General features: G+C 57.5%; 9 protein-coding genes. 3 read left to right on the plus strand and 6 right to left on the minus strand.

The window, feature by feature from the left end; genetic code table 11:
- Positions 1–1041, minus strand: a complete 1041-nt coding sequence (locus PSR62_RS20825) for a hypothetical protein (protein ID WP_274404913.1) — start codon at positions 1039–1041, stop codon at positions 1–3.
- A 332-nt stretch (positions 1042–1373) separates the two neighbouring features.
- The gene (locus PSR62_RS20830) at positions 1374–1811 is read right to left on the minus strand and encodes a hypothetical protein (protein ID WP_274404914.1); all 438 of its coding nucleotides are present in this window, start codon (positions 1809–1811) and stop codon (positions 1374–1376) included.
- Between the two features lie 198 nt (positions 1812–2009).
- Between PSR62_RS20830 and PSR62_RS20835 the strand changes: the two genes are divergently transcribed.
- The gene (locus PSR62_RS20835) at positions 2010–3101 is read left to right on the plus strand and encodes a sialidase family protein (protein WP_274404915.1); all 1092 of its coding nucleotides are present in this window, start codon (positions 2010–2012) and stop codon (positions 3099–3101) included.
- 284 nt (positions 3102–3385) lie between these two features.
- Here PSR62_RS20835 and PSR62_RS20840 read toward each other — a convergent pair whose 3' ends face one another.
- From PSR62_RS20840 to PSR62_RS20855, 4 genes are all read right to left on the minus strand, one after another.
- On the minus strand, positions 3386–5440 hold the full coding sequence (locus PSR62_RS20840) for a DUF4340 domain-containing protein (protein ID WP_274404916.1): 2055 nt from the start codon (positions 5438–5440) through the stop codon (positions 3386–3388).
- A 39-nt stretch (positions 5441–5479) separates the two neighbouring features.
- Positions 5480–8338, minus strand: a complete 2859-nt coding sequence (locus PSR62_RS20845; protein WP_274404917.1) for a Gldg family protein — start codon at positions 8336–8338, stop codon at positions 5480–5482.
- Positions 8339–8601: 263 nt separating this feature from the next.
- On the minus strand, positions 8602–9405 hold the full coding sequence (locus PSR62_RS20850) for an ABC transporter ATP-binding protein (RefSeq protein ID WP_274404918.1): 804 nt from the start codon (positions 9403–9405) through the stop codon (positions 8602–8604).
- 122 nt (positions 9406–9527) lie between these two features.
- On the minus strand, positions 9528–9704 hold the full coding sequence (locus PSR62_RS20855) for a DUF6800 family protein (RefSeq protein WP_173442657.1): 177 nt from the start codon (positions 9702–9704) through the stop codon (positions 9528–9530).
- Positions 9705–9916: 212 nt separating this feature from the next.
- Between PSR62_RS20855 and PSR62_RS20860 the strand changes: the two genes are divergently transcribed.
- Together PSR62_RS20860 and PSR62_RS20865 are read left to right on the plus strand one after the other, a co-directional pair.
- The gene (locus tag PSR62_RS20860) at positions 9917–11377 is read left to right on the plus strand and encodes a family 16 glycoside hydrolase (RefSeq protein ID WP_274404919.1); all 1461 of its coding nucleotides are present in this window, start codon (positions 9917–9919) and stop codon (positions 11375–11377) included.
- 150 nt (positions 11378–11527) lie between these two features.
- A complete protein-coding gene (locus PSR62_RS20865) occupies positions 11528–11893 on the plus strand; it encodes a transcriptional regulator (protein WP_274404920.1) in 366 nt (121 codons plus the stop codon).
- The last annotated feature ends 1183 nt before the right edge of the window (positions 11894–13076 follow it).

Below are 13076 nucleotides of genomic sequence, written 5' to 3' on the forward strand. Positions count from 1 at the left end.
TCAGTCTTTCAAGCCACTGATCGCGACGACCGAACCGACGGGTTTGTCAAACTCTTCGCCCAATTGCGACACGTACAAACGGTTGTCAGGTCCAAACTCGCATGCGACGGGGCCGTTGAGCGAAACACCCGTCTCTTCGATTGCCGCTTCGCCGGGTTCTCCCAACGTTGCCATTAAGACTCGACCTTCGTTGGTTTGATCGAGCGACCAATTGTTCTCGACCACGGCAAACGTGTCGCCTTCGACGTGAGCCATTCCCATGGGGTTGATGACGCCGGGCAATGTCCATTGACCGCTTGGTTTCTTGGTGGCCAAATCCCAACGGACAATCAAACCATCCGCCTTCCCACCTGCGCCGGAATACAGGACGTACAACGTGTTGTCATCCCCGACGACGGTTTGCATTGGAGAATTGGTTTCGATTCCGTTGTCGTCGGCCGACAACAAAGGCTTCAACTGTTTCGATGCGATGTCGCCAGCCAGCACCCACGACTTTCCATCGAAGCCTTGCCCACAAACGTAAACCGTCGAACCGTCTTGGCTCAAACTCATGCCGGTCAAGTTGCCTTCGCCTTTGTCGGCAGCATCATCCGTGGTGGGTGGCACCGAGTTGGTTTTGGTCCCGGCGTCAGCCTTGCCTTTTTCATCAAAGAACAACAACGTTTCTTCGCCATCGACTTTGCCGGCATCGGTCACGACCAACGTCGAACCCGACCAGATCGCTGACAGTGGCCCGACGGCGTACCACTTCTTGCCCTCGTCATTGGACTTCCAGTGTTCGGTGTCGAATCCAGTGATGTAGTTGACTGGTTGATCCCCCTTCAAAACCACGACCAATCCGCGCGCGTCACAAACCGTCAACTCGCCTGCTGGACTGAAGCTCACACTGGATGGATTGACCAACCCACGCAGCACAGTTTGGACATTGGTTTCTGCCATGGCGGCGGTGGACATCAGCCCAACGCAGGCCAGCGTTGCAGCCAGCCGCCCGGGCAAATTGGCAAAGAAACGAGGGCGGGCAAATCGGGGGTGGGAAAGCATTCCAGAAGCTCATTCAATCGAGGTGGGAAAATCAAGCCGACGACGAAGGCAAATGGCATCAACAGGGCAACCATCCCCAACATCGCCGATCGTCAAAGGACATTGCAACCGAACATGGTTGCCTTATGAAGCCCCCTTCCACTCATTCGCAATCAGGGGCAGGCCAATCTTCGAATTCACTGGGAACATCGGTCTCTGGGAACACCGGACACGGAGGACAAACTCATTGGTGCCCAACACCAGAGACGCCGACATCCGCACTCGCTGAGCAATGGGGGTGCCAGCGAGCAATTCAGACGCCAGCCTTCGCCCCCAAAGGCAACGAACTCAAGTCATTCTTTGCCTGCAAGAATCGCTTTGGCCAGGAGGCCTTCCTGTCGGATGCTTCCCCAAGCCAACGCAACCGAGGCCAACGCGTATCCCCAGATCAGGATGCACACCGGCCGATCGGCATCCCTTGGATTCCAAGCCATCACGTTGATCAACACCACGATCAAAATGGCAAATGCGAGCGATGAAAGTCCAAAGAGCATGGCAATCCGATTGCCGCGACGAAACGCGATGATCGCCAAGACGATTCCCGACAACGTGAAAACGGTTCCCGAAAACATGATCGATTCGATGTCATATTCTGCTCCCGCCACGGACGCAGCGATCAATGCCAGATGCCAAAGCAACCAACTCAGCAACCACTTGGATCGCGGCGGCTTTTCATCCGAAACACAGAGCCCCGGTAAATCAGTTGTTGGTGCGTAAGGATTCAGAACCATTTGATGGGCTCGAACGGGATCACTGAACAGGTGTCTTCCATCACCACAACAAACTACCACAGCCACCTGCTCCCTTGCCCAAACAAACCCCTGACACGCAACGTGAGGCAGTGCGTTGCTATAAAATTGCGATTCGAATTCCCGCCTTCCCTTTCCCGCCTTCCCTTTCCCGCCTTCCCTTTCCCACCGGACCGCCTCGTGAAATTTCTTCGATGGACAAAGCCGCTTGCCTTGGCAGCGTGTTTGACAATGACCGCCTCCGCCCAAAACACCCCACCGGAAGACACCTCCATCCCCGGTGTCGTGCAACAACAATTCATCTACGACGAAGCCCCGTTTCCTTCCTGTCACGCCTCGACCATCTGCCAAACGCCCGACGGATTCGTGGCAGCCTGGTTTGGCGGGGAACGAGAAGGGGCCAAAGATGTTTCGATCTGGGTCAGTGATCACGACGGAATGTCCTGGTCAGCGCCGCGAAAAGTGGCGGATGGTGTTCAAACCGATGGTTCGCGTCAGCCATGTTGGAACCCGGTTCTTTTCCGGGCCCCCTCCGGCGTCACTTGGTTGTTCATCAAGGTCGGTCCCAACCCGAAAGAGTGGTGGGGGGAAGTCTTGTTCAGCGACGACGGCGGCAAGACATTCCGCGATCGCACGCGACTTCCAGAGGGAGTCTTGGGCCCCATTCGGTGCAAACCCGAATTGGTTGATGGCGGCAAAACGTTGCTGTGTGGCAGTTCCACCGAGCACGCTGGATGGCGAGTTCACTTCGAACGCTTGACGCTGACCGGCCAAGCGAATCCGGAAGCTGTCTCGGAACAGCATTGGGACCGCGGCGAAGCCATTCATGACGGCCAAGAATTTGCCGCGATTCAGCCGACCATCCTCCGATTGCCCAACGATCGTCTGCGGACCCTGTGCCGAACCATGCAAAGCGTGATCGTTCAAGCCGACTCGAACGACAACGGGCGGACTTGGACCAAGCCCGTGTCGACGAAGATGCCCAACCCAAACTCAGGCATCGATGTGATCACGGCAAACGATGGCCGGCACTGGCTGATCAGCAACCCACTGCCATCCAAAGAAAACGGCTGGGGCGGACGCAGTCAGCTCACGCTTTCCGTCAGCACCGATGGCGAGGAATATCGCGAGGTCGCGGTCCTGGAAAATGAACCCCGAGGCGAATTCAGCTACCCAGCAATCATCCAAGCAGAAGACGGCAAGTTGCACATCACCTACACCTGGAAACGCCAGAAGATCAAACATGTGATCTTCGATCCAAGTGCGATCTGAAGTAGGCCGGACCGGAGCGGTAGCGGAGTTCCGGCAGGCACAGACATCCTGCCGTCGCTCCCTTCGGTCGGTACGGCCTACGCGCCGAACCCGTCACACCGTGATCGTGGCGCGATCACGCCGTGAGACGGGTTGGGGTTCTTGCTGGCAATGATCGCCTAAGCAGGTACGCAGGTGTCATCGAGTATGTGAGCCGTTTGGCGTTAGCCACGGTTCCCACGCAAAACCGGGGCTAACGCCCAAACGGCTCACAAGATGAAACCCAATCATTCCTGCGTACCTGCTTAATTGCCAAAACCGGCTGGCAATTGCATCCCCGGTGGCAACCCTCCGGGAGGACCAGCGGGAGCCGCGTTGTTCGCCCCTGGCTCAACGAACAATTCGTCGCGGTTGATTCGCAGTTGGCGATAAGTCGCTTCGGGAATGATGTAGTACCAATCGGCGAACCGAGCGTTCAAGTCAGCGACGCGCCGTTTGGCAGCGTTCAGACGATCCTTGCGTTCATCCAACAAACGCGTGTTGGCTTTCAAGATCTTCTCCTGTTCCGCTTCCAAGCGTTCTTGCTTCTCTTCGTCCGTCAGCTCGTTGAACGTCAACTCGTCGCTTTCTTCTTCCGCGGGTGCTTCAACAGCGGGCGCCTCAGTCGCATTGTCGCCCGCCGGCTCCAAAGCCATTTCTTCGTCAGCCGCTGCTTCCTCGGTCGCTGCTTCAGCGGGTGTTGCGTTCTCGGTTTGGGCGTCGGATTCCGCAGACGGCTCGTCGGTGGCATCGTCTTCGTCTTGCGGGTTCGCACCCTGACCTTGACCCGAAGCCTCGCCTTCACCAGTCACTTCGACCTCCTCAGACGCCTCCACTTTCTCAGCCGCTGGCTCCGCTTCCTCCGCCGGTTCGGCGGACGCCTCGTCCGTTTCCGTTTCCGTTTCCGTTGCTTCAGCTTCAGCTTCCTTCATTTCTGCTTCGGCCGCTTCGGGCTGGTCCTCTGCTTCGGCAGCTTCCTCCGCTGATTCTTCTGCAGGAGCGTCCGTTGTTTCCTCTTTCATTTCGGCTTCCGCAGCAGCGGGTTCTTCGCCCTCGACCTCGGCATCTTCTTCCCCAACGCCCAGCATCGCAGCGAGTTCTTCGATGGTCTGAGGAACGGGCTGCAAGTCAGGAGCGGGGAATTGGTCTTCGTTGACGCGCGCGGTGACCAACAGGTAACGATTCACGCCGCCGACGTCCCCGTCCTCTTCGCCTGCGGTGTCATCTGACAAACCTTGGACGTCGCCGAATCGGAGCACGTACTCGATCCCTTCATCCACGGTGACGTTCAACTCACCGTTTGCCGACAAGACCTCAAACTCACCTTCGGCACCTGATCCCACAGGGAAGAAGCCACGGGTGTACAACGACTGAACTGCTTCGTTGTCCGAAATCAAATCCTTGTCTGCGCGAAGGTTGGCACTCATGCCTTCTGGTTTGCGAACGACATCGACGATTTTCAAATCGTCGAGTGCATTTTTCATTTCGTTCAGCTTGGTGGTGTTGAGCTCCTTGTCAGCGGGTTGCTCCACCAGCTTGGGTTCCGCCAGCGGGTTTTCGGAGTTGTATTCCAGCAACTCTTTCATCGCCCACTCAGCACCATCCATCGCGAATTTTGCGGTGTAGTTGCGTTCCAAAGCAACGCTTCGGCCAGAGATCGACGCGGAGTAGTCTTTGACGACCGCTTCTTTGATGTCGATGCTGCTCATCTGCAGCAAGTCATCTTCGATCCAGTCCTGGAACTTGGTCGACAAAACCGAGTCGTCCATTTTGACGACGTACACCGGGTCTTGGCCGGGTTTGCGAACGTAGATTTTGCCCTCTTCGTTCTTGACCGGATTCCCGATGATCAAGGAGGCAAGCGTCTGCTGAGATTCGTCTTTGAAGGTGACCAAGCGTCCCACACCGGTGTCGCCGACCTGCAAGTCTTCCAACTTGGGTTCAACAACGCCGAGTGCCGCATGGTCGCCTTGGTTCTCGGTCTGAACGTCCAGAATGTTCAGCCCCACCAAAGCGTTGGCAGCGTCTCGCATCTGTTCCACCGCATCCGCCGGATAGCCTTTTCGCGAAGGGATCGTCCACTGGCCCGATTCAGCATCGCGGCGAACCTCGAACGTTCCCAATTGGCCCTGTTCCTCGTCGAACGTGACAATCTTCAAGTTCGAGGCGGTCAACGGATCCTTGAACTTTTCAAAGAGCGGTTTCCCAGGCGAGTAAGGCGATTCCGTTTGAGTGGATGTGGGCCACGCCACAAACAATCCCACGGCGAGCATGACAGCCGCGGCAGCCCAAAACGCTCCGGTCTTCTTTCCTTCGTTCACGATTGCAGTCTCTATGAAATTGTTTGAATGGTTGAGAAGTTATTTCAGGCGGCTTTTGCTGATGTTTTCACGTTCACGCAAACGACGTGAGGCGAACACCATGATGCCGACGATCAACGGCGGAATGCAGGGCAGAATCACTGCGGCCGTTTTGACTTGATTCTGAATCGCGGTGACTTCTTGCTCCGCTTCGCGACGAACGTCTTGGATCTTTTGCTCTCGTTCGTTCTGCAATTTTGCCTTCTGAACGTCCAAGATCCGCTGCTGGTTCGCTTGCTTGATTTGGAACGCGGTCAGCTTTTCACGCAAAACACTCTGCGGAACGGAACCGGTCTCCCGATCTTCTTGCAGCTTCTCGATCTCCTCCCGCAACGCTTGCACTTCTTGGTCGCTCTTTTCCTGAGCCTCACGAATCGTTTCATCGTACTGCGTTTGGAATTCACGACTCCGTTTGCGAACCAAGCTGGCCGCCTCTTCTTTGACCGAGTCAATCATTCGCAAACTGGCGTAGATCGGCTCGTGATTTCGAACATCGATGAAGCTCGTGTCGCCGGTCAACCAGTCGATCACGTTCAATGCGAACGTCACGTTCTGGAACTGGAACCGCATGTCCGAGATTTGGTCGGGATCCGCCCGAATGAGCAAGAACTCAGGCAGGATGATGTCCATGTCGGCCACGTAAACGGCTTTGATGCCGGCGGCTTCGGAGTCACTGCCTTCCGCGGACTTGTTCGCTTCAATCGCCATCGCGATGGGCACGTTTGGATTGACGCCTTGGATCTCTTGAGCCAATGTCGTTTGTCCCGTCATGACTTGCCCCACCACTTGCGACGGCAGAGTTCCTGACAGAGGTCCAGTGGAAAGCAACGCGGTGTGCTTCAGCGTCGCGTCTTTCTTGGCGTAGACCGCACCGCCGAGAATGGCCAGCACTTGACGCAAACCACTGGTGATCGGACTGTCGTCACTGAGCGCTTCGCCGGGCTGAACCCCACGTGCTTGCTCATCGATGAACAACCAAAGTTCGTTGGCCGTGTCGAGGTTGGGATAAGGATTGTGCTGTTGCCAAACCAACTCGGGACTGAACAGACCTTGCATGCCAGGTTGGCCAGGAACGTTGAGTTCCAACACATCCCACAATTGACGGATGTCACCCTTGGGCGAAGCACCACCGCCACCGAACATGCCGCCCTGTGCCTGCTTGGCATCGCCGGTTGCAGTGACGTACTGAGCGCCAATGGGCCGCGGGTCTTCAAAGATCGCCGTGGGAACGCCAGCTTGAATCGCAGCGGTCAAACGATCGAATTGCTGAGGAGCCAACGAGGAAGGCTGAACGGCCACCAAAGCGTCGTACACGCCGGGGGTGATCGGACCAGACAGGTCGACTTCTTCCACGTCGTATTGTTTGGCGAGTTCGTCGACCAAGGGGTGTTTGTCAATCCGCTGCATCGACATGCCATTCATGACCGTGCCGCCCATCAAGCGAGCGTCGGTGGCGACGATGCCCAATCGTTTTCGGGTGCCGCGAGCAACCGTGTTGATACTGCGAACAAGCTCGTATTCAACGGGAATGCCGTATTCAAAAATCGGCACAGTGACTTTCTCGAGCCCCGAGCGGAAAGCGGCACCAAGAATCAATTGCTTCTGGGTGTAGGCCCCTTTCTCACGGAACATTCGCGTGACGGGTTCGATCCCAAAGCGATCTGCGGCGAGGGCCGCGTCTTCACTGAACAAGTCGATCCCGTCGTACAAATTGACTTCGATCGTGCGCCCGTTCTTGGCGGCTTCGCTGCGGAATTCCTTCAGCAGATTGACCAATTCATAACGAGTCTTGGCATACAGTTCCGGGACTTCTTTGCTGATGAACGCGTCGATCACGATCGGTCGATCGTCGTCGAGTTCACGGATCAGTGTCTTCGTTGCATCCGCCAGCGAACTGACTTTGCCTTCGGTCATGTCTGCCCGCACCACGTCCTTGCTACGGAACAACATGACCGCACCGACGGTGAACAACACGAGCGCCAACGAACGAGCGACATAGTGCCAGGCCATCGAGTTGCCGTCTTTGCCACCTGTCCAGTGACGACGCCCAATCAGAACCATGCAGACGTACAAGGCAACCGCAGCGACCAGAATGAAGTAGATGATCGAGGAGGAACTGATCACACCGCGGCCGAAGTCATCGAACGGACGAGCGATCCCGCTGTCACGGACCCATTCCGCCACACGTTGGCTGGGACTGACCGAGTCAGCCAGCGAAGCGAACGCAAGCGGAGCGTTGAACAACGCACCGAGGATGAAGCCAACGGTCAAGTTCCCGGTCAAGAACGAAGCGATCATGCCGATCGCGATCATCGCCAAACCGACGAACCAATACCCCAAGTAAGTCGTGAAGATCAGCCCGGTGTCCAGGCTGCCTTCGGTGAGAATGGCCAGCGTGGTGAACGTGCTGAGTTGGCTGAACAGCAGCGACGAGGTGAAAATCGCCGCGGCTGACATGTACTTCCCGATCACAATGTCAAAGTCATCGGCGGGCAACGTCAGCAGCAATTCGTCGGTGCCCTGGCGTTTTTCTTCCGCCCAGATGCTCATCGTGATGGCGGGGATGAAGACCAGCATGATCACAGGGAACCAGTAGTTCAGCTGATCCAAGGTGGCCAAGTTTGAGTTGAAGAACTCGTAAGGCCAAAACGCGGCGACCGAAGTCAGGAACACGAAGATACAGAGAAAAACGTACCCCGTCGGGTTGCTGAAGTAACCAATGAAGTTTCGCTTCATCACCGCGAAGGCGGCTTGCTTGGTGCGGGCCAATGCGGACACGACCATCAGCAAAATCAACAGAAAGATCGCGTCTTTCGTGAGCAAGCTGATCAAGGCCATCGAGACGTTGTTGAGCGCCATGGTGGTACTGGAGAACAGGGGTTGGAGTGTGGGTTCAGGAACGAACGGATCGGAGACGCGAAGACGACGCCTCGGGTGAAAGTGTGATGAGACGGGCCCCTCACGCTTTTGCCGCTAATCCGATCGTGGAAGATCAATGTCAGAATGTGTCGTTGCTCGGCATCAGAATCGGCAGCCAAGCCAAACTTCGGTGCCGAAGCTGTTCCGAGCCAAAACCGAATTCAGGTCAAACCCGGTTTCAAACTCAAATCGGAGTGCGAGACTCAAGCCTTTTCGTCAGGCTCGGATTCGGATTGTCCGGTCAAGTGATGGAACGCTTCGTCCAGGTCGCCTTTGCCGGTGGTTCGCAAACCTTCGACCGAACCGTCGTAGACCATCCGACCTTCGTTGATCATCACAACCCGGTCGGCCATCGCCTCGACTTCTTGCAAAATGTGCGTGCTGAGCAAGATCGTTTTGGTCTCGCTGAGTCGTCGCATCGTTTTCCGGACGCCACGAATTTGGTTGGGATCCAAACCAGCCGTGGGTTCGTCCATGATCAACACATCGGGTTCGTGCAGCAGAGCTTGGCTCATCCCGACCCGTTGTTTGAAACCCTTGGACAGTTTGCTGATCGGTTTGTACATCACCGACGAGAGGTCACAGATGTCGACCACCGCCTCGATCCGATCGCGTTTGATGCGAGGCGACAAACCACGAGCATCGGCAAAGAATTCCAGCATCCCTTTGGGCGTCATTTCCGGATACAGAGGCCCGTTTTCGGGCAAGTATCCCAGGCGACGACTGCCCGCGATGCGATCGTCCATCATGTTGTGACCGGCGATCCGAGCGAACCCTTCGCTGGGAGCGATGTAGCCGGTCAACATCTTCATCGTCGTGCTTTTCCCGGCACCGTTGGGGCCCAGAAAGGCCACCAGTTCACCTTCGCCGACATTGAAAGTGACATCGCGCGCGGCCGCGAAGGGGCCATAAAACTTGCTCAGCCCCACCGCTTCGATCATGGGTTTTCGACCGCCCGCTGTGGATTCGGGGGAGGTCGTTGTGTCCGCCGTTGTGGCTGTTGCCATCAGTGTCGTACCCGTCTTCTATCGTGGAAGAAATGGTTCAAGAGCGATTGCTACGCGGTTAGGTCGCGTTCGGTTCGCAACTTTTGAACGCTCGCAACTTCAAACCGCGGGCGAAACAACGATCAGGCGAGACCTTCGCGTTTGATAATGACGTCCGCACCAGGAGTCAACTTACGAAGCTTGCGAGCGGCTTCGGTCTTTTCCATCGTGCCGGCTTTCACTCGCTGCAACAGGTTGATGGTTTTTTTGCGACGGGCTCGCAGACGTGAAATTTCGCGACGACGTTCGGTTCCTGCCATGAGGATTGATTCCGTTGTAATGAGTGTTGAGTCAGAAATACGGTCCAGAAGGGTCCCGAAATAAGGGACCACCCACTCGGACCGCCAGGCGAATCGGGCATTATCGCGCTCAGTGGTCAATGCGAAAGGGGTCAATCGGCGGAATCACGGGCTATCATTGGCGTTCAGTCCCCCTCACCCCGATCTCCCCACCTTTCGACGAGTTCCCCCGCATGAGCCCCTCGTGTCTGATTCCTTCCTCTCGAGAACACGCCGACACCCATCGTGATCAGCAGGGTTACCGGATGGCTCCCGCCGTGCCTCACAAATCAGCCGTGCCGCGCCGATCAGCAGCGGCCGCCGACCAATCGATCGCAGAAGGCCTCACGCCCTCCAGTTGCTCATCTCGGAACAGCCAGCCAATCTCGCTGGTTCTGCTGGCGGGATTGCTGCTCACAACGCTCCAATTGACGCCGGCAATCGCGGCCGAACCCGCCGCTGGATCGCCCCGGGAGACCCCGGACGGTTCGCAATCGCTGCTTGAGGGGACGTTGGCGGATTCCTGGGAAGGCAGTCTCGACGATTGGACCCTGGAAGACGGCGTTTTGACCGGAACGACGGATGGATCGGTGAAGGTCAATCGCTTCATCACGTCGAAATTGCCCCCGGCCGAAGACTTTGAACTGGAAGTCGATGTGTGGGTCAGCGCCCGCGGCAACAGTGGCATCCAGTATCGCAGCGAGGTCCGCGAAGACCTCGGCCCAAATGTCATGGTCGGCTACCAATGTGATGTGGTCGCGGCCAACCCCAAGTACAACGGCATGCTGTACGAGGAACGTGGCCGCCGCATCCTTTGCCACACCGGTGAACAGGTCGTCACCGATGCTGACGGGCAAGGCTGGGTCGTGAAATCCTCTACCCCGCCCAAATTCGCCCCTGAAACCTGGCACCGGTTCAAGGTTCGTGTGGTTGGGAACCATCACCAACACTGGATCGATGGGCAACCGACCGCCGAACATTTTGACTTGGACCCGAACGGGCGAGCCCTGTCCGGTCGCATTGGCGTGCAGGTCCATGTCGGGCCGCCAATGGAGGTTCGCTATCGCAATTTCTTCGTCAAACGCTTGACGCCCACCACCCAACCCAAGGAATCGATCGAGATTCCCGCCGACGCAGAAAAGATCGTCCCACAAGGCGGCTGGAAGAACGCGGGGCAACGCGACAGCAACCACAAACTGGTAGCAGCGGAACTCCCCGGCACCCGCAACGTCCACCGTGCCGGCCCCATTTGGCTGGCCTCACAACCCGATGCGGAAGGCCTGGCCGCCGCCAAAAAAGCCGGCGTGACCCGAGTGATCACGCTGCGAAGTGAACGCGAGCTGGACTTTGACGACGAAGCCTTGGTGAAGGAAGCGGGATTGGAATTTCACGCGATCCGATTTGGTGGTCACCAACAAATGACGGATCAAAAGATCGATCAAATTCGCGAATTGCTCCAAACCGCTCGGCACGATGCCCAAATCCTCCTGCACTGCGCGTCCGCCAATCGTGTGGGTGCCGTCTGGATCGCTCACCGTGTCCTGGATGGCCGCCAAGCAATCGAGAACGCGTTGCTGGAGGGCAAGCAAATCGGACTGCTGGATCCCGATCTTGGCACGACCGCCATGGAATACGTGAACCAGCGAAAACGTTGATGGCAGCCGCCGGGGAACCGCCCAATGCTTGATCCACCCTCAGTTCCTCCCGTTCCGTGTTCGCTCGTGACCTAACGTGTCACGGCGGTGGCGATGATACCAACATCGAAGTTTGATTCACCGCCGCCCAGTTCCATCGGACCGCCCACCATGTCAGTTGCAACGCTTTCCCCCGCCGCATCGACCGCATCTTTCGCACCCGCCAGCGAAACCTTCGCCCGTGCTCACGGCCGCGTCTGCCAACGAGCCAACACGAAGTGGAGCCCCGCAAAAGTCTTGCGAACCGCGATGGCGGACAGCGATCGCTTTGTCGTGCAACTGGATTACGTCGACTCGAAAGGCAAGCGAACTCGTCGAACCATCAGCCCAATCCGGTTCGGAGCCGCGGACCGCTTTCTCGGCCTGTGTCTGTGCCGCGAAGAACCTCGCCAGTTTCACTTGTCTCGTTGCAGCAACTTTCAGCTGCTCGACGCCGACGACGTGATCATGCCGGTTGAAATGGTCGAGCTGGACTGATTGAGCTGGACTGATTGCGGCCACTCGACGCGATTTTGGGTGTTGGATCGACGGAGCGATTCAAAGCCCATGATGCAGGACAGGTCACAACTGGAATTGGTCAACGGCCGACCAATGACGGGCTCGCGAGGCCCGTGGACCGCTCGCAACGCCTCCCTCCCCCCAAGCATTGCACACGGTTGCCAGTTGCGACCTGGCCTACAGATTTGCCCCTTCCTTGCCAATGGATCAATGCAAATTGCAAATTGGTTGCCCCCTAAACCTGAGCCGCTTGACGCTCGCCACGGCTGTCGTCCAGAACCTGAGCCGCTGGCGCTCGCCACGACTGTCGCGCGCAACCGAGGCTAACGCCAACGGCTCACATGGTGGCTGTCGTTTCTGCCAGCCCAGCCAATTTCAGATCGGCAATGTTCACCTTGCAATTTGCAATCGACCAGGACGCACCAGGCCCGGACGGGCCGACACAACCATTGCCGGGGTCGCCAGGCCCCGGAAGCAGGCATGTTCTCCAAGCATCAAAACCCCGAAGGGGTGACAGAGGCTGCGCACCCAACCTGAGCCGCTGGCGTTAGCCACGGTTGCTACACCCAACCTGAGCCGTTTGGCGCTCGCCACGGTTGTCGCGCGCAACCGAGGCGAACGCCAACGGCTCACATGGCTGTCCTCGCCTCCCCCAAAATCAGATCTGCAATGCCCACTTTGCAATTTGCAATCGACCAGGACGCACCAGGCCCGGATGGGCCGACACAACCATTGCCGGGGTCGCCAGGCCCCGGAAGCAGGCATGTTCTCCAGGCATCAAAACCCCGAAGGGGTGACAGAGGCTGTGCACCCAACCTGAGCCGCTGGCGTTAGCCACGGTTGCTACACCCAACCTGAGCCGTTTGACGCTCGCCACGACTGTCGCACGCAACCGAGGCGAACGCCAACGGCTCACATGGTGGCACTCGTTTCTGCCAGCCCAGCCAATTTCAGATCGGCAATGTTCACCTTGCAATTTGCAATCGACCAGGACGCACCAGGCCCGGACGGGCCGACACAACCATTGCCGGGGTCGTTAGGCCCCGGAAGCAGGCATGTTCTCCAGGCATCAAAACCCCGAAGGGGTGACAGAGGCTGTGCACCCAACCTGAGCCGCTGGCGTTAGCCACGGTTGCTACACCCAACCTGAGCCGCTGGCGTT

The organism is Rhodopirellula sp. P2 (genome assembly GCF_028768465.1).
GTDB lineage: Bacteria > Planctomycetota > Planctomycetia > Pirellulales > Pirellulaceae > Rhodopirellula.

Excerpts from the sequence above, each read along its gene's own strand:
- PSR62_RS20825 (WP_274404913.1), bottom strand. The coding sequence starts at position 1,041 with ATGCTTTCCCACCCCCGATTTGCCCGCCCTCGTTTCTTTGCCAATTTG.
- PSR62_RS20830 (WP_274404914.1), bottom strand. The coding sequence starts at position 1,811 with ATGGTTCTGAATCCTTACGCACCAACAACTGATTTACCGGGGCTCTGT.
- PSR62_RS20845 (WP_274404917.1), bottom strand. The coding sequence starts at position 8,338 with ATGGCGCTCAACAACGTCTCGATGGCCTTGATCAGCTTGCTCACGAAA.
- PSR62_RS20850 (WP_274404918.1), bottom strand. The coding sequence starts at position 9,405 with ATGGCAACAGCCACAACGGCGGACACAACGACCTCCCCCGAATCCACA.
- PSR62_RS20855 (WP_173442657.1), bottom strand. The coding sequence starts at position 9,704 with ATGGCAGGAACCGAACGTCGTCGCGAAATTTCACGTCTGCGAGCCCGT.
- PSR62_RS20860 (WP_274404919.1), top strand. The coding sequence starts at position 9,917 with ATGAGCCCCTCGTGTCTGATTCCTTCCTCTCGAGAACACGCCGACACC.
- PSR62_RS20865 (WP_274404920.1), top strand. The coding sequence starts at position 11,528 with ATGTCAGTTGCAACGCTTTCCCCCGCCGCATCGACCGCATCTTTCGCA.